Origin of the sequence: Pseudomonas sp. P9_35, from assembly GCF_034008205.1 — a bacterium.
GTDB lineage: Bacteria > Pseudomonadota > Gammaproteobacteria > Pseudomonadales > Pseudomonadaceae > Aquipseudomonas > Aquipseudomonas kilonensis.
In genome coordinates this window covers 2,831,566-2,848,851 of sequence record NZ_CP125373.1, presented here as the reverse complement: position 1 = coordinate 2,848,851, position 17,286 = coordinate 2,831,566, and the positions used below count along the sequence as shown (strand labels likewise).

Annotated in this window: 16 protein-coding genes; 10 read left to right on the top strand and 6 right to left on the bottom strand. The window is 59.0% G+C overall.

From position 1 onward, the window contains the following. Positions 1 to 337: 337 nt before the first annotated feature. The 4 genes from QMK47_RS12595 to QMK47_RS12580 form a co-directional block, all read right to left on the bottom strand. The gene (locus QMK47_RS12595) at positions 338 to 1,186 is read right to left on the bottom strand and encodes an ureidoglycolate lyase (RefSeq protein WP_258690932.1); all 849 of its coding nucleotides are present in this window, start codon (positions 1,184 to 1,186) and stop codon (positions 338 to 340) included. Between the two features lie 31 nt (positions 1,187 to 1,217). Continuing rightward, complete coding sequence (locus QMK47_RS12590; RefSeq protein ID WP_253473748.1) at positions 1,218 to 1,958, bottom strand: SDR family oxidoreductase; 741 nt, start codon at positions 1,956 to 1,958, stop codon at positions 1,218 to 1,220. Further along, positions 1,955 to 3,337 carry an MFS transporter gene (locus QMK47_RS12585; RefSeq protein ID WP_258690931.1) on the bottom strand — a complete coding sequence of 461 codons (1,383 nt, stop codon included), beginning with the start codon at positions 3,335 to 3,337 and terminating at the stop codon, positions 1,955 to 1,957. The genes QMK47_RS12590 and QMK47_RS12585 overlap by 4 nt, the downstream gene beginning before the upstream one ends. 318 nt (positions 3,338 to 3,655) lie before the next feature. Then, on the bottom strand, positions 3,656 to 4,594 hold the full coding sequence (locus QMK47_RS12580) for a LysR family transcriptional regulator (RefSeq protein ID WP_214509284.1): 939 nt from the start codon (positions 4,592 to 4,594) through the stop codon (positions 3,656 to 3,658). 113 nt (positions 4,595 to 4,707) lie between these two features. Between QMK47_RS12580 and QMK47_RS12575 the strand changes: the two genes are divergently transcribed. From QMK47_RS12575 to QMK47_RS12565, 3 genes are all read left to right on the top strand, one after another. Beyond that, positions 4,708 to 5,889, top strand: coding sequence for a fumarylacetoacetate hydrolase family protein (locus QMK47_RS12575; RefSeq protein ID WP_320390296.1), 1,182 nt, complete (start codon positions 4,708 to 4,710; stop codon positions 5,887 to 5,889). Between the two features lie 49 nt (positions 5,890 to 5,938). After that, on the top strand, positions 5,939 to 7,723 hold the full coding sequence (locus QMK47_RS12570) for an IlvD/Edd family dehydratase (RefSeq protein ID WP_320390295.1): 1,785 nt from the start codon (positions 5,939 to 5,941) through the stop codon (positions 7,721 to 7,723). Positions 7,724 to 7,861: 138 nt separating this feature from the next. Further along, a complete protein-coding gene (locus tag QMK47_RS12565) occupies positions 7,862 to 8,080 on the top strand; it encodes a tautomerase family protein (RefSeq protein WP_003200762.1) in 219 nt (72 codons plus the stop codon). Between the two features lie 91 nt (positions 8,081 to 8,171). Here QMK47_RS12565 and QMK47_RS12560 read toward each other — a convergent pair whose 3' ends face one another. Then, positions 8,172 to 8,849 carry a TetR/AcrR family transcriptional regulator gene (locus QMK47_RS12560; protein ID WP_253473738.1) on the bottom strand — a complete coding sequence of 226 codons (678 nt, stop codon included), beginning with the start codon at positions 8,847 to 8,849 and terminating at the stop codon, positions 8,172 to 8,174. 148 nt (positions 8,850 to 8,997) lie between these two features. Here QMK47_RS12560 and phlG point away from each other — a divergent pair, with 148 nt between their 5' ends. Continuing rightward, positions 8,998 to 9,879, top strand: coding sequence for a 2,4-diacetylphloroglucinol hydrolase (gene phlG, locus QMK47_RS12555; protein ID WP_018600491.1), 882 nt, complete (start codon positions 8,998 to 9,000; stop codon positions 9,877 to 9,879). A 19-nt stretch (positions 9,880 to 9,898) separates the two neighbouring features. On the opposite strand, the gene QMK47_RS12550 is transcribed toward phlG, so the two are convergent. Continuing rightward, positions 9,899 to 10,525 carry a TetR/AcrR family transcriptional regulator gene (locus QMK47_RS12550; protein WP_018600489.1) on the bottom strand — a complete coding sequence of 209 codons (627 nt, stop codon included), beginning with the start codon at positions 10,523 to 10,525 and terminating at the stop codon, positions 9,899 to 9,901. A gap of 419 nt (positions 10,526 to 10,944) precedes the next feature. Between QMK47_RS12550 and QMK47_RS12545 the strand changes: the two genes are divergently transcribed. The 6 genes from QMK47_RS12545 to QMK47_RS12520 all read left to right on the top strand — a co-directional run bounded on the left by QMK47_RS12545 (position 10,945) and on the right by QMK47_RS12520 (position 17,234). Then, complete coding sequence (locus tag QMK47_RS12545) at positions 10,945 to 12,027, top strand: hydroxymethylglutaryl-CoA synthase (protein ID WP_253473736.1); 1,083 nt, start codon at positions 10,945 to 10,947, stop codon at positions 12,025 to 12,027. A gap of 31 nt (positions 12,028 to 12,058) precedes the next feature. Next, positions 12,059 to 13,255: a thiolase family protein gene (locus tag QMK47_RS12540; RefSeq protein WP_253473734.1), complete on the top strand. Its 1,197-nt coding sequence runs from the start codon at positions 12,059 to 12,061 to the stop codon at positions 13,253 to 13,255. Positions 13,256 to 13,265: 10 nt separating this feature from the next. Further along, positions 13,266 to 13,706, top strand: a complete 441-nt coding sequence (locus tag QMK47_RS12535; RefSeq protein WP_014337947.1) for a Zn-ribbon domain-containing OB-fold protein — start codon at positions 13,266 to 13,268, stop codon at positions 13,704 to 13,706. A 158-nt stretch (positions 13,707 to 13,864) separates the two neighbouring features. After that, entirely contained in the window at positions 13,865 to 14,914 is a 1,050-nt protein-coding gene (locus QMK47_RS12530; protein ID WP_053179038.1) for a type III polyketide synthase, read from the top strand. Between the two features lie 131 nt (positions 14,915 to 15,045). Further along, entirely contained in the window at positions 15,046 to 16,311 is a 1,266-nt protein-coding gene (locus QMK47_RS12525; RefSeq protein ID WP_214509277.1) for an MFS transporter, read from the top strand. After that, on the top strand, positions 16,311 to 17,234 hold the full coding sequence (locus QMK47_RS12520) for a fumarylacetoacetate hydrolase (protein WP_214509276.1): 924 nt from the start codon (positions 16,311 to 16,313) through the stop codon (positions 17,232 to 17,234). The genes QMK47_RS12525 and QMK47_RS12520 overlap by 1 nt, the downstream gene beginning before the upstream one ends. The last annotated feature ends 52 nt before the right edge of the window (positions 17,235 to 17,286 follow it).

Here is a 17,286-nt window from a genome sequence, read left to right as displayed (position 1 = left end):
GCAGGCAATCACAGATCAAAACTGTGGGAGCGAGCTTGCTCGCGATGACGGCAGCACATCCAACAGGGATGCTGACTGACCCACCGCTATCGCGAGCAGGCTCGCTCCCACAGGGGTTGTGCTGTGCCAGAAAAACCGCAGGCAATCACAGATCAAAACTGTGGGAGCGGGCTTGCTCGCGAAGAGGCCAGCACATTCAACATCTTCATTGATTGTGACGCCGCTATCGCGAGCAAGCTCGCTCCCACAGTGGATCTTCGACAGGCACACAATTCAGGTGCCCCGCAGGCCCCTGTGGGAGCGAGCTTGCTCGCGATAGCGGCAGCGAGCCCAGCCCTCAGTCCGCCTGCACCGTGACCTGGCGCTGTTCGCCCAAGCCCTGGATTCCCAGGCGCATGGTCTGGCCCGGCCGCAGGAACACCGGGTTGGGCTTGATGCCCAAGCCGACGCCGGGCGGCGTGCCGGTGGAGATCACATCCCCCGGTTGCAGGCTCATGCACCGGCTCAGGTAGGCAATCAGTTGCGGCACGCTGAAGATCAGCGTTCGGGTATTGCCGTTCTGATAGCGGTGTCCGTCGACCTCCAGCCACAGGTCCAGCGTATGCGGGTCGGCAACTTCGTCCCGCGTCACCAGCCACGGCCCGAGGGGACCGAAGGTGTCAAAGCCCTTGCCCTTGTCCCAGGTGCCGCCGCGCTCCAGTTGCCACTCACGCTCGGACACATCGTTGATGACACAGTAACCGGCGACATGCTCCATGGCATTGGCTTCATCGATGTAGCGCCCGCCTTTACCGATGACCACGCCCAGCTCGACTTCCCAGTCGGTCTTGAGCGAGCCACGGGGGATCTGGACGTCGTCGTTCGGCCCGCAAATGGCACTGGTCCATTTGTTGAAGATGATCGGCTCTTTGGGCACTTCCATGTTCGACTCGGCCGCATGGTCGGCGTAGTTCAGGCCAATGCAGATGAATTTGCCGACCTGGCCGACGCAGGCACCGATCCGTGGCTGGCCGGCCACGATCGGCAGGCTGCGCGGGTCGAGGGCGGCGAGCGCTGCCAGGCTGTCCGGGCCGAGGACCTGCCCGGCGATGTCCGGCACATGGGCCGAGAGGTCGCGGATCTGATTGTCGGCATCCAACAGCCCGGGTTTTTCGGAACCTTTTTCGCCGTAGCGCAATAGTTTCATGTCGTGCTCCTGCTCAAGTGAAGACCGGGATTCAGATGCTCATGCCACCGTCGATGATGTGGATGGCACCCGTGGTGTAGGCGGACGCATCGCTGCCCAGGTACAACGCCAACTGCGCGATCTCTTCAGTGTGGCCGATGCGGCCCATGGGCTGGCGGTCGAGAAATTGCCGGTAGACCTGCGCCTCATCGACGCCCTGCTGCGCGGCCTGGTCAGCGATGCGCTGGCGCAACGAGGGTGAATCCACAGTGCCCGGGCAGATCGCGTTGCAGCGGATGCCCTGGCTGACGAAGTCGATGGCGACGGCCTTGGTCAGGCCCACGACTGCAGCCTTGCTGGTGGCATAGGCGAAGCGATTGGGCACGCCCTTGACGCTGGAGGCCACCGACGACATGTTGATGATCGAACCGCCGCCACGGGCCAACATGCCCGGCAGGAACGCCTGGATCATCCGGTACATGGCCGTGACATTGAGGTCCATCGAACGAGCCCAGGCAGCCTCGTCGCAGTCGAGGATGTTGCCGCTGTGCACAAAGCCTGCGCAGTTGAACAACACGTCGAGCCCACCAATGCGTTCACAGGCGGCGCTGATGGCAGCGGGCGACGTGACGTCCAGGGGCATGGCGGTGATCCCTTCGATCCCCGCCAGTGCCTGGATGTCGATGTCAGTGGCGAACACCTCGGCACCGGCGCGGGCGAAGGCAATGGCGCTGGCCAAGCCAATGCCCTGCCCCGCTGCCGTCACCAGTACGCGCTTGTTTTGTAGGTTCATGCGGTCTCCAGTTGCGCTGCCGTAGTGGCGTGCTTGGGTGTCCTGCCGAGCATCGAGGCGGGAATGGCCAGGATCAGTCCACCGCTGACCAAAAGACACAAGGCCAGTACATAGGTGCCGTTGTTGATGTTGCCCGTGAGGGTTTCGGCCACGGCGGTAATCATCGAACCGGTGAAGCCCGACAGGTTGCCGATGGCATTGATCATGCCAATGCCGGCTGCGGCGGCGACGCCCGACAGCACGGTGCCCGGCAGGGTCCAGAAAATCGGCATCAGGCTGAGGATCCCTGAGGCGGAGACACTGAGGAAGAGCACGGACAACACCAGGTTGTCAGCGAAGAACGCACTGAGGATCAGCCCGGCGCCACCGATGAAGGCTGGAATGGCCGCGTGCAGACGCCGCTCGCCGGTGCGGTTGGAATGCCGCGCGTTGAGCAGCATCGCCACGATGGCCACCGAGTAGGGAATGGCGGTCAGCAAACCGATGTGCAAGCTGTTGGTGATGCCGGTGCTCTTGATGATCGACGGCATCCAGAACGCCAGGCCATAGAAGCCAGTGTTGAAGGTCAGCAAGATCAACACCAGCAACCACACCCGAGGGTTGAAGAACACTTCGCTCAAGCGCGTGGCCTTGCCCTGGTTGTCGGTTTGCAGATTGGCCTTGAGCAGGGCTTTTTCCGCGACCGACAGCCATTTGGCTTTGTCGATGTTGTCGGCCAGGCAGACGATCACCACGAACGCCATGATGATCGAAGGAATGCCTTCGATCAGCAACATCCATTGCCAGCCAGACAGGCCATGCACCCCTTGCATGCTGTTCATCAACCAACCGGAAAGTATCCCGCCCAGGGTCAGGCTGACCGGCAACGCCAGCAAGAACCCGGACATCACCCGGCTCTGCCGATGAGTCGGGAACCAGTAATTGAGGTACAGGATCACGCCGGGGAAAAAGCCCGCTTCACAGATGCCCAACAGAAAGCGCAGCACGTAGAACATGGTGCTCGATTCGACGTGGAACAAGCCCGCCAGCGGCACGGTGTAGGCCACGGCCATGGACACCACCGCCCAGGTCAGCATGATCCGGGCAATCCAGAACCGCGCGCCAAAGCGATGCAGCAACAGGTTGCTGGGGACTTCGAAGAGGAAATAGCCCCAGAAAAACATACTGGCGCCCAAGGCATACACGGTGTTGCTGAATTGCAGCTCGTTGAGCATGTCGAGCTTGGCGAACCCGATGTTCACTCGATCGAGGTACGCCGCCATGTAGCACAACAGCAGGACCGGAAGGATGCGCCAGATGACCTTGCGGTAGGTCCGGTCTTCGAAATCCAGTTCGCAGGCGGGAGCCTGCGCGGGCAACTGCTCGGAGATGGTTTGCATGAGGTAACCCCTGATTATTTTTATTGGGTCACGTCGAATGAGCGAATCATCCGGCGATTGAACGAGGACTCTACTGTCGGGGAGCGATTCTTTCCCAATGGCATTTTTGGATTAGTTGATAACCACCTGTTATCGGATTCCAAGGGGCTACTGCGTAGCCCTGCGGGAGCAAGCTCCCTCGCCACGGGGATTGAAGCAAGCTGACCCACCGCTATCGCGAGCAAGCTCGCTCCCACACTGGATCTTCAGCAACTGCAGAATTCAGGTGAACCGCAGCCCCTTGTGGGAGCGAGCTTGCTCGCGATGGCGGCGGCACATTCAACCGCTCATGCGCGCGTTGTCCTTGAGGATCTCGGCGAACTCCAGCGCCGCGCCCACCAACGGTTCATCCTTGCGCGTGAGGATGCCGTAGTCCTGCGGCACCAGGTGCAACGGGGTATCGAGCGTCTTGAGCTGACCGCTTTCGAGCAGCGGATCGACCATCGCATTGGGCAGCATGCCAATCATGGGCCCGCGTTGCAGCACCTGGAGGAAGGTCTGCATGGAAATGGTGTCGATGGTGTTGCGCGGCATTCCCACCCCGGCTTCGGCGAACGCCAGCTCCATGCGTGCGCGAATCGGCGTGCCGACCGGATAGAGAATCCACGGCAAGTCCACCAGTTGCTGCAAGGAGACCGGGCCCGCGCCGGCCAACGGATGGCGATGGTTGACCACGATGCAGAACGGCTCCGGGGCCAACGGCTGGAAGTCATAGCGCTGCTGCTGGCTTTGATCGGTAAAACGGGCCACCGCCAGGTCGAGCGTCTTCTCTTCAAGCATCTCCATCAGGTGGTTACTGGTCTGCTCCACCACTTCAATCGACAGCAACGGCCAGCGCTGCTTGATCTGCAGGATCGCCTCGGGCAAAGCCACCGCAGTGGCGGCAAAGATCCCGCCGACCTTGAGAAAGCCGTGGCCCCCCTCGCGTAAGCTGCTGATCTGTTCGACGAACGAGCGTGCATCATTCAAGGCAATCTGTGCATACCGCAGTACGTGTTCGCCCAAAGCCGTAGGCGGCATGCTCCGAGGCAATCGCTCGAACAAGGCAAAGCCGAGCAGGCTTTCGATTTCCTTGAGCATCTTGCTGATCGCCGGCTGGCTGAGGTTCATCTGCTGCGCCGCCAGGTGCATGTTGCGGGTGCGCCCCAACGTGTCGATCAGCAGCAAGTGGCGGAATTTGAGCCAGCCACAGAAGCTGGAGAAGGACAGATCTGACATGGCGATTCCTCAGGCCGGCGATAACCCGACGTTATCAAATACTGAATATATCTCATTGGAGTTTATCGAGCGGCCACCCTAGCGTGAAGGCTTTACGAACAGGAAGACTTGCCATGTCGCTACTGCTTACTCCCGAGAACACCCTGCCCGTCGATGGCGTGGCCGGAACCCTGATTGGTCGTGCCTGGGTGCCAGGCCGAATCGCCGGGCCTTCGCCCATTGCGTTGCGCAGCGACGGTGTGTTCGATCTCTCGGATCGTTTTGCGACATTGAGTGATCTGCTGGAAACCGAATCGCCGCTGGCCGCCGTGCGACAGACGCCCGGCACCTTCATCGCCAGTGTCGAAGCCCTGCTGGCCAACACCGGCCCTGATGCCGACCCGAGCAAGCCGTCGCTGTTGCCGCCACTGGACCTGCAAGTGATCAAGGCCGCCGGCGTGACCTTCGCCGCCAGCATGATCGAGCGGGTGATTGAGGAACAGGCCGGCGGCGACGCGGCGAAGGCCGAAGCCGTGCGCGCCACGGTGCACAGCGTGATCGGCGACAACCTGCGCACGATCGTGCCGGGCTCCGAGCAAGCCATGCGCCTGAAGGCCCTGCTCATCGAACAGGGCATGTGGTCGCAGTACCTGGAGGTCGGCATCGGCCCGGATGCGGAAATCTTCACCAAGGCACCGGTCCTGGCCGCCGTGGGCAGCGGCAGCCGCATCGGCATTCACCCCGGCTCGCAATGGAACAACCCGGAGCCCGAAGTGGTGCTGGCCGTGAACAGCCGGGGCCAGATCCTCGGCGCCAGCCTGGGCAACGACGTCAACCTGCGGGATTTCGAAGGCCGCAGCGCACTGTTGCTGAGCAAGGCCAAGGACAACAACGCCTCCTGCGCCATCGGGCCGTTCATTCGCCTGTTTGACGAACACTTCAGCCTGGATGACGTCCGCGCCTGCGTGGTCGATCTTAAGGTACAGGGCGAAGACGGCTATCGCCTGCACGGTTCGAGTTCCATGAGCCAGATCAGCCGTGACCCGCAGGACCTGGCGGGCCAGACGCTCAACGCCAATCACCAATACCCGGATGGTTTTGTGCTGTTTCTCGGTACCCTGTTCGCCCCCACCGAAGACCGTGATCATGCCGGCAGTGGTTTCACCCACAAACTCGGGGACGTGGTCAGCATCAGCAGCCCGCTGCTCGGAAGCCTGCATAACCAGGTGACCCACAGCTGCGACGCCGCCCCCTGGACCTTTGGCGTCAGCGCCTTGCTGCGTAACCTTGCCGCCCGCGGGCTGCTGGAGCGCTAAAACGCCGCGACCGTGAACGATTCATCCAATTACAAGAGAGAAATGAATCATGAGTGACACGCCAAAACGCCGCCTGCGCAGCGAGCAATGGTTCAATGACCCTGCCCACGCGGACATGACCGCCCTGTATGTCGAACGCTACATGAACTACGGCATGACCCGCGAAGAGCTGCAATCGGGACGCCCGATCATCGGCATCGCCCAGACCGGCAGCGACCTGACGCCCTGCAACCGTCATCACCTGGAACTGGCACAACGGGTCAAGGCCGGCATCCGTGATGCCGGTGGCATCCCCATGGAATTCCCGGTGCACCCGATCGCCGAACAGTCGCGTCGGCCCACCGCCGCGCTGGACCGCAACCTGGCGTACCTGGGGCTGGTGGAAATTCTTCACGGTTACCCATTGGACGGCGTGGTGCTCACCACCGGCTGCGACAAGACCACCCCGGCCTGCCTGATGGCCGCGGCGACCACCGACTTGCCAGCCATTGTCCTGTCCGGCGGGCCGATGCTCGACGGCCACCACAAGGGCGAGCTGATCGGCTCCGGCACCGTGCTCTGGCATGCGCGCAACCTGATGGCCGCCGGCGAGATCGACTACGAAGGCTTCATGGAGATGACCACTGCGGCATCGCCGTCGGTGGGGCACTGCAACACCATGGGCACCGCCTTGTCGATGAACGCCCTGGCCGAAGCCCTGGGCATGTCGTTGCCCGGTTGCGCGAGCATTCCGGCGCCCTATCGCGAGCGCGGGCAAATGGCTTATGCCACCGGCAAGCGCATCTGCGAACTGGTGCTGCAAGACGTACGTCCGTCACAGATCATGACCCGCCAGGCCTTCGAGAACGCCATCGCCGTCGCCTCGGCACTCGGCGCTTCGAGCAACTGCCCACCGCACCTGATCGCCATCGCCCGGCACATGGGCGTCGAGCTGAGCCTGGACGACTGGCAACGGATTGGCGAAGACGTACCGCTGCTGGTCAATTGCATGCCAGCGGGCAAGTACCTGGGTGAAGGGTTCCATCGGGCCGGCGGCGTACCAGCGGTCATGCACGAACTGCAAAAAGCCGGACGCCTGCACGAAGACTGCGCCACGGTCAGCGGCAAGACCATCGGCGAAATCGTCAGCAACAGCCTGACCAGCAACACCGACGTGATCCATCCCTTCGACACCCCGCTCAAGCACCGCGCTGGTTTCATCGTGCTCAGCGGCAATTTCTTCGACAGCGCGATCATGAAGATGTCGGTGGTGGGCGAGGCGTTTCGCAAGACCTACCTGTCCGAACCCGGCGCCGAGAATAGCTTTGAAGCCCGGGCCATCGTGTTCGAAGGACCGGAGGACTACCACGCGCGGATCGACGACCCGGCGCTGGACATCGACGAGCGCTGCATCCTGGTCATCCGTGGCGTTGGCACCGTGGGTTACCCCGGCAGCGCCGAAGTGGTGAACATGGCCCCTCCGGCGGCGCTGATCAAGCAAGGCATCGACTCCCTGCCCTGCCTCGGCGACGGTCGCCAGAGCGGCACCTCGGCGAGCCCATCGATCCTCAACATGTCCCCGGAAGCGGCCGTGGGTGGCGGCCTGGCGTTGCTGAAAACCAACGACCGGCTGAAAGTGGACCTCAATACCCGCACCGTGAACCTGCTGATCGACGACGCCGAGATGGCCCAGCGCCGACTCGAGTGGATACCGAATATCCCGCCGTCACAAACACCTTGGCAGGAACTGTACCGGCAACTGGTGGGACAGCTTTCCACGGGGGGCTGCCTGGAGCCGGCGACGTTGCATCTGCGCGTGATTGCTCGTAGTGGTGAGCCGCGTCATTCGCACTGAGTCCAGACGGACGATTGTTCACGTACGTTGAATGCTGATGCCAACCCAGAGGGATTTATTCCAAGGGCGCAAAGGAGAAAGATGCGCGCCAGGGGCCTTCGCCCTGCCGAATCTTTCTCACACCCACGGAGTCGATCCATGCCATTTGCCAACTACAAATTCCCCGAAGGGATCCTGGACCACGCTCGCAAAGAAGAGATCATCCATCGCACCACAGAAATGTTCGTCGAGTACTTCGGCGAGGGAGTCCGTCCGTTCACCATGGTGCTGGTCGAAGAGGTGGCAGACGGCGGATGGGGGCGCGCGGATGAAACGCTGACGCTGGCGAAGATGGGGCTGCCTGCCAAAGGACAATAGCGCCTGTGGAGCATCAACGACGCATCGCGCTCCCCGTTGGCTACTGTGACGGCACCCGTCGCCATCGGTAGCCCCCAATAACCATGGAGCGTCAGCTTGCAGCGTCGTGCGCAGTCGCCGCCACTGCCTGGAGCCCACCAAGGGCATAGCTCATCATGTGGTCGATCAAACCCTGCGGCTCGAGACTCAAGCCTTGCAGCACATGCCGCTTTAACGGCTGGTGGGCTATCAGCAGAAAAAGACAGGGGGCGAAGACGCTGATGGCGCTGCGCAAGGTTGTCGGGTGATCCGCTGGCAAGTTCATGATTTGCCCAAGCAAGCCACGCAGTATGTGCGCCTTGGGAAACGATTGTTCCTTGAGTACCACCTCGAACTCGGGAGAAGGCGAAAGCACTTCGCGCGTGAGCACTTTCAGCGCCCAGCCATCCGGATGGTCGTGCAGGCGCTCGACCAGCACGGTGATGAGGGCACGTAATTTGTCTTGCGGCGAGCCGGGCCGCTCGTTAAGCGAAACCAGAGTTTCCATCCGCACCAACCGGGCGTGGGCTTCGAGCAATACCGCACGGTACAGGCCCTCTTTGTTTACGAAGTGATAATTCACCGCCGCACTGTTGGCTTGCGAACGTTCGCAAATCTGCTTGCTGGTGGTGTTGGCCAACCCTTGTTCGGCAAACAACTCACCCGCCTTTTCCAGAATCTGCAGCCGCGTTGCCTGCCCATCGAGTCGCGAAGCACGAGGCAGGGAAGGCTTGCCAATGGCATTGTCCATGAGCTCATCTCTTTATAGTTCTAATTCAAATTTGACTTTTTATTTCGGCCTACCTATTTTGGTCCCGTCATTGTCCCTTTACAACACCGCGCGAGGACTTCGCAGCCGATGCTGCGGGCTTTTCACGCACTACCAAGGAAATACCGTCATGGAAGCGCGCGTAATGACACCTTTCACCTACTTCTCATTGCCAATGCAGAAGCAGTTCCTGGCCAATCAGCGGGCCATCCAAGGCAAACCCTACGCCGACTTTTTCCGCTCGAAGATCAGCGTGCCGCTCAGCGCCGTCGAAAAAATACAGCAAGGCCCCATGCCCTTGGCTGACACCTTGACGCCCAGCGTGGAAGACCTTAACCGCATGCTCGCCGCTGATTTCATTAGCGAAGAGGCCGGATACGCCCTGCTGCCTGGGCCGATGGCCTACGTGCAAAGTCGCAAGTTTTTCCCCAACTGCACCGCTGAAATGCTCAAGTGGTGGTTCATGTGGCATCCACTGGAGGCTGAACGCTACACCCTGTGGTTTCCTTATGCCCATGTGGAGAACCCCTGCGTTCACCACGAGCGCCTCCTGGACGATACCCTGAGCTTCGAGGAGCGCTTGTACGGCAATACCTTTTGCGCCTCCGAGTACGTCGGTGACCGCCTCATGCACCTGCACATTGATTTCAGGGACCCCTGCGAACTGGGCTTCTGTCCGGACCTGTATCGCGAATCCAAAATAGACGGCAGCGTCAGCGCCTTGATGAGCCTGGCCCACGAACCGCAAGTGCCGGTGTCGCTGATGGCGCACTTGTTCAAGGAATGTCCGGAGGGTTTGTACCTGACGAGCCGTTACTGGGTCGGCAGCCACCCTGCCATGCAGCGTTTTCCAGGCGCCGAGCGAGCCGCTCGGCTACTGGAAGAAAACGGCCTGGGAGAAGTGGAGCTGGAAACCCTGGCTTATGAATTTGCGGTGCATGACTTGTGTGAGTTCAACCACCTGGCCAGCATCCTGCCGAGCCTTCATGCACGATTCAGCGGTACGAAATAAGCGCATCCCCTCCCGATAATCAGGCTTCGGCGGCGTCTTGAACCGCCGCCGAAGTCGAGCGCATTGCCCCGTTCAGTAGAAGTGTCGTGAACTCATTGATATCTGCTTCCACCTCCAACTGCTCGGTCAACAGCCGGTACCAGCAAAACCCAAAGATCATGTCCAGGAGCAATTCACGCGACGTGTCCTTGGGCAACTCGCCCTGCTGAATAGCATTTTCCACCAGCTTGCGAGGCAACTCCCTACGTCGCTCCATGAATTCATCTTTCAGTTTGGGCAGCGTGCAGGGATCGAGTTGCGCCTCAGCGATGACACACCGAAAAGCCTCCCCGCAAATTGTTTCTCGCCAGACCTTCCAGAGATTGAGCAGCAAGAAATTGAGGTTCTCCTTGAAAGAGCCTTTATCAGGCTCCTTGCGAATCTGCTCGCTTTCACTCTCGTAGACCTCGGCGATCAAGGCTGCCTTGTTACCCCACCACCGGTAGATTGTCGGTTTGCTTGCGCCAGCGCGACGGGCCACCGCCTCGATGCTCAGCCCCGAGTAACCGCACTCCTTGAGGGTTTCTATGGCAGAAATGATGATCGCTTTGTGCGTGTGAGGGCTCCTCAATGAGCCAATGGAGCTCCGAGATGGTTTACGGGCCATAAATCAAAATCTCCAATATGGCGCTTGACAAAAGAGACTCAGGGTATAGGATTCTCTCGAAAAGCAATGAAACGGATCGTTTCGTTTTGTATGTTTATTTGATCTCAGCTTCTGCTTAGCAGGGGGTCTCTTGAGCGCTTATTACCTCTATATAGGGAGACATGAGAAGGAAAGTCATAAATTTTTAACGCTACCTTAACGATACGGTACGTTTCGTATCATACATAATGATTGTACGAAAACAAGCCTATTGTTCATAGGTTGACCGGTAGGTTCTGTCACTTGGACCTGCCGATTTATGAGGCATGGGACCGCCATTTATCACTTTGCGAGCACCAATAGATAGTTTCTAAATATTTCATGCACCTGTCACGGCTTTCTGCCAGCAGGTGAAAGAACGGAATCTGGAGGATGTACACATGAATAAAGTAGGAATTGTGAGCTATGGCGCGGGCATCCCGGTCTGCCGGCTCAAGGTGGACGACGTGATCCAGGTGTGGAAAAACACCGATTTGAGCTTGGTAAAGGGTCAACTGGGCGTTCTCGAAAGGGCTGTGCTGCAGCCTGATGAAGACGTCATTACCTTGGGTGTCCTCGCCGCCCAGCGCGCACTGGACAAAGCGCCGCCTTGTTCCCTTGAAGCGCTTTATCTTGGCACCTGCACCAATCCATATGACTCCCGGGCCTCGGCCGCGATCATCCTGGAAATGCTTGGCTGCGGCTACGACGCCTTTTGCGCAGACGTACAGTTTGCCGGCAAATCAGGCACCAGCGCCCTTCAGATTGCATACGCCCTGGTAGCATCGGGCATGGTGGGCAACGCGTTGGCGGTGGGCGCCGATACGATCAACCGCAACACCGCCCCCGGTGATTTGACAGAGTCCTACGCCGGAGCAGGCGCCGCTGCCCTGCTGTTGGGTACCGAAAATGTGATCGCGCATTTTGACGCAAGTTTTTCTTGCGCGGCGGATGTCGCTGACAACATCAGGCCTCAAGGGGACCGCTATATCCGGTCGGGAATGGGGCTGGGCTCGGACAAGAACAGCATCGGCCTTGAAGACCAGACTCGCCGTGCTGCCTCGGGATTGATGGCCAAGATCCATGCGCAGGCCGGTGATTTCGATTATGTCGTCTTCCAACAGAACCTGGTGTCGACCCCCTACTCTCTCGGCAAGCACCTGGGATTCACGACGGCGCAAATCGAACCTGGCATCTATGCCCAGAGTGTCGGCGACGCTGGCGCAGCGAGCCCTTTGCTGGGCTTGGTCAGCGTCCTCGATCAAGCGCGTCCCGGCGAAAGAATCCTGGTGGTTTCCTATGGGTTTGGTGCGGGCAGCGATGCCATTGCCTTGACCGTCACCGATGCCATCGAAGCCTATCAAAAGACCAACGTTCCGCTGCGCACGCTGCTGGAGGATAAGTACTACGTGGATTACGGGACGTCGATCAAGTACGAGTTCAAATACTTGCGGCCCGACTATGCCCTGACGGCCTATCTCTGATTCCAATCCATCCAGCAAGGAGCACTTTTTTATGAGCGCACGACGCGTTGCTATCGTTTCGGCTGCCTATACCCCTAAGCCTGGCAGTTCCAGAGTTCGTCAGACTTTCAAGGAGATGATCGTCGAGTCCGCCTACCAAGCGCTCAACGCCATCAAGATGCATCCCCGCGAACTCCAGGCAGTTGCCTATGGCTACCACGGTGAAGGCATTTCTGAATACGGAGGCCTGGGCCCGACCATTTCCGATGCCCTGGGTATCAGCCCTGCCCCCACGTTCATGAGTACTGCCAACTGCACCAGCAGTTCGGTGTCTTTCCAGATGGCCCACCAAATGGTCGCCTCAGGTGAATACGACATCGTCCTGTGCGGCGGCTTCGAAAAAATGACCGACCACATCAACTACGCCGAGTACATTGGCTCCAGCACTGAATGTGAATACGATTATTTTCTCGGCATCTCACACACAGACGCCTTCGCCCTGGCGACCGCCGAGTATTTTGAAAAGTTCGGTTATGCAGGACGCGAAGCGGATGTATTGGCAACGTTTGGGCGGCAGATGCGTATCTATGCCCATAACACTCCCACGGCTACCCGCTATGGCGTGCCGATTCCGTCCATCGAAGCGCTCAAGAGTAGCGAAGCGTGTGGCTCGATGTTGGCCTGGGGTGAAGCCAGCGGTTGCGCCATCCTGGTGGCCGAACACCTTGCGCACCGTTACACCACCCAACCGGTATTTATCCGTGGCTGCGCCTACACCGGCGTATCGCACTATTTCGGCACGCGCTATCACAACCCGACGCTGCAATTTCCGGGGCTGCCAAAAGATGTAGGCATGGCGGTTTCCGCCAACTCGATGGCCTGCGCCGAAATCGCCTACAAAAAAGCCGGCATCACTGCAAAGGATATCGATGTGGCGCAAGTCTACGACTTGCTGGGCGCCGGGTTGATTCAAATGGAGTCCATGGGCGTATGTGGTCCAGGCCAGGCAGGCGACTTCGTATTGGAAGGCGGCATAGCCCTTGACGGGCAACTTCCCCTGAACACTGACGGCGGCAACATCGGACGCGGCCACGCCTCCGGTTGCGATGGGATTTTGCACATTACTGAATTGTTCCGACAGCTTCGCGGCGAGTCCAACAACCAAGTCAAAGGCGCCCGTATTGGCGTCTCGCAAAACCTGGGCGGTTACGCCGCGCACAACAGCGTCATTGTGCTTTCCAACGATTAAGGAGCCGACCATGTCCCTTTACCCTGAACAGATTCACCGCATGACCACCGCCAGCATGTTGCGCGAATGGCGCGAGCATGGCGGCAAATACCGTCTCGAAGGCAGCCGTTGCCAGGATTGCGAAGAAATTTTCTTCCCTCGGCGCACCGTCTGCGGCGCGTGCAATTCGTTGAATGTGGAACCGTATCGCTGCGCACGCACCGGCACGATCCAAGTCAGCGCTCATGCGGAGAATCCGATACTGGCGGCCATGGGCTATGGCGAAACCGTGCCCCGCTTCATGGCGATGGTGCGCCTGGACGATGGCCTGGTGATTGCCTCGGAAATCGTTGATGTCATTGATCCCCGGCAAGTCGTCAGCGGTGCGCCTGTGCGCATGGTTATTCGCAAACATGTCCGGGAGAGCAACTTGGCCTGGCAATATGCCTATAAGTTTGTATTGGTGAAATAACCAACAAGGCGTCCGCAACACCCCGCTCTTTCGATAACAACAGTCAAGTTTTTTGGCTCTTCAGCCCGCTGCTTTGATTCTGTTTTTCAGAGTCCTGCTTTGCAGTCATTGCCTTAAATGTGCTTCTAACTTTATTGGCTTCTAGCCGAGGACTTGTCATGTCTACTCTTTGCAAACCCAGTCTGTTGTTTCCGCAATACAAGATCACCCAGCAACAAATGATCGAGCATCTAGAGCAGTTGCATGATGATCATCCACGAATGGCACTTGCCAAACGAATGATTCAAAACACACAGGTGAACGAACGGCATTTGGTCCTGCCTATCGATGAACTGGCGGTGCACACCGGCTTCACCCACCGCAGCATCGTTTATGAGCGCGAAGCCCGCCGCATGTCGTCCATCGCGGCGCGCCAAGCCATTGAGAATGCCGGGCTGACCACCGACGACATTCGCATGGTCGCTGTGACATCGTGCACCGGTTTCATGATGCCCTCGCTGACAGCCCACTTGATCAATGACCTGGGCCTGCGAACGTCGACCGTACAACTGCCCATCGCTCAATTGGGCTGCGTGGCAGGCGCTGCGGCGATCAACCGAGCCAATGATTTTGCCAGCCGGGCGCCGGACAACCATGTCCTCATCGTCTCCCTGGAGTTCTCGTCGCTCTGCTATCAACCCCAGGACACCAAGTTGCACGCGTTCATATCGGCGGCGTTGTTCGGCGATGCCGTGTCGGCCTGCGTCATGCGCGCCGATGACAAGGCGCCTGGTTTCAAGATCGCCAAGACCGGGTCTTACTTCCTGCCTGATAGCGAGCACTACATCAAATACGACGTTAAGGACAGTGGCTTTCACTTTACCTTGGACAAGGCCGTCATGAACTCCATTAAAGATGTCGCACCGATGATGGAGGAATTGAACTACGAGACCTTCAATCAACATTGCGCTCAAAATGACTTTTTCATCTTCCATACCGGCGGACGGAAAATTCTTGATGAACTGGTCCTACAACTGGACCTGCATCCCGGTCGGGTCGCGCAGTCTCGCGACAGTTTGAGCGAAGCCGGGAACATCGCCAGCGTGGTGGTCTTCGATGTGCTCAAGCGCCAGTTCGACAGCGGGCTTGTCGATGGCGCGACGGGCATGCTGGCGGCCTTCGGCCCCGGTTTCACCGCTGAAATGGCCGTGGGCAAGTGGGTCGCCTGACAGACCGATAAAACACCGGCACCCAGCCAGGGGCACACCTGCCCCTGGTTGCTGGCGTATGGATCGCAGGCGTTCACCTCGCTCGAGAGGGCTTCGAAAGCGCTAGGGAAAGAAGGGAAAGGAACATGGAGATGAAATATCTGGTCGCTCGACCTTGGGGCGGCTATGAAAGACGCATGATTACGCTTCTGTCGCTGAGCTTCGGGCTGGTAGGACTGGACAGGTTCATTATCATGCCGCTGTTCCCGGTGATCATGCGTGACTTGGCCCTGGACTATCAGGACTTGAGCATGTTGTCGGCCATCCTGGCATTTGCATGGGGAGGCTCTGCCCTGTTCATGGGCGCCGCCATCAGGGTACTGGGCCCCAAGAAGTTGCTGGTGCTGTCGATCACCCTGCTATCGCTCCTGGCCGGTGCGTCTGCATTGATCACCAGCCTGGTGGGACTGGTACTCTTGCGCGCCTTGATGGGTGTCTGTGAAGGTGCCTTCACTCCAGTCAGTATCATTGTCACCGATGAAGTCTCGCAGCCTTCCCGGCGCGGACTCAATCTAGGGATTCAACAGGCCTTGTTCCCCATCATCGGCCTGTGCCTCGGGCCGCTGCTGGCGGGCGTCTTGCTGGAAATATTCGGATCCTGGCGCGCCGTGTTCGCCATCATTTCGTTACCCGGCCTGTTAGTGGCCTGGTACCTCTATAGAACCTACCAACCGACCCAGGCGCCCAGCGCGGTGTCGATTGCAGGCACCTCCAAAAGTCAGTGGAGGACGGCCCTGTCCAGCGGGAATGTGCGGCTCAATATTGCCTTGATGCTCTGCATACTGACGTGCCAGTTCGTTCTGTGTGCCCTGCTCCCCAGCTACCTGACAGACATTCTGCACCTGAGCAATTTCTCCATGGCCATGATCATTTCCGCAATTGGCCTGGGTGGTTTTTTTGGCCAACTGGTCATTCCCGGTTTGTCCGACCAACTGGGTCGCAAGCCCGTGGTCTCCATCTGCTTCATGATCAGCGCGCTGTTGGTGGGTTTATTGATCATTAGCCCACCGTTGCCCTGGCTACTGTTCCTTCAATTATTTTTCTTGTCCTTTATCAACTTCAGCCTGATCTGCATGACGGTCGGTCCACTGACCAGCGAATCAGTACCGCCCAGTTTATTGGCCACCGCGACGGGCCTGGTGGTGGGCTGCGGAGAGATTCTTGGAGGGGGCGTCGCGCCTGTCGTCGCCGGCTACATCGCCATGACGTGGGGACTTACCGCGATTCTGTTCCTGGCACTGGCCGGAAGTATCACGGGGGGCTTGCTGTCCTTACGGCTCAAAGAGGCAAACCCGGCGTTCAATGGACTCAAGGACTACACCCCCCTATCCGCACGCTTGACCCTGGAGGATAAGTGATGACCCACTATGTAATGTTGCTGGACTCTCCAGTGCCGCGAGGAGGCCTTGGCGTCTTTGACTTCAAGTCCGGGCAAAGCCGAGAGGTGCGTCCACCCCAGGGAAATCTGTATGAAGCCCTGGCCCATTGCGCGGATCGAAATATGGACTGGGAGTCCTATCTCAAGGACCTGCCGTCCACGCCCTACCCGCTTACGCCTGCGGCGGTGAAATACCGACCGCCGCTCAAGCCCGATAACAACTTATTGGTCCAGATCAGCGAAATCACGCTCTGTACCGCCAAGACAGAACAAGCCTGGTATTACAAAGGTAACGGCCGACTGCTCAAGACCGACGGCGACCCTTTGCAGGTGCCTTATCATTCGCAAAGCATCAGTAGCGAGCCGTGCATTGTCTGCCTCTATTGGGTCGACCCGTTTGGCGCGCTGCGCTTCATTGGTTTTACCCTGGGCAACGATATTCACGATCATGTATTGCACAGTCGTGACGCCATTTCTTCAACGCATGCGCACTTGCGTACCTGTGCGATTGCCCCGGCATTGATCGTGGGGGAATTGCAGGCTGACTTGGCCATCAATGTCCAGATAGAACGCGACGGCCAACCCTTGACGGCAAGTCACCACCGGATGAGTTTGCATCGCTGGCAGAGTTTGCGCCGATACTCAGAAGAGTTCCTGGAGAAACATGAGCAGTTTCTCGAGCCTGGGCTGGTTCATTACGTGTTTCACAGCTTGAGCCATCGCACCGCGAATGTGCCGCTCCAGCACGGTGACTGGCTCAGCATTGACTGCCCCGAGCTGGAGTTGGCCATGAGCAATCAGATCGTCGAAGAGGAATTGGTTTCGCTGGTGCCCTTGCCGGCGCGACGCGCTGCTGACCATGACTGTATCGACCGGCCCCTGCCCGTGCCGAAAAAATTCTGATCCCGAAACGTATGGAACAAATCCGGGCCTTTTCGTTAAAGGCCCGGGCTAC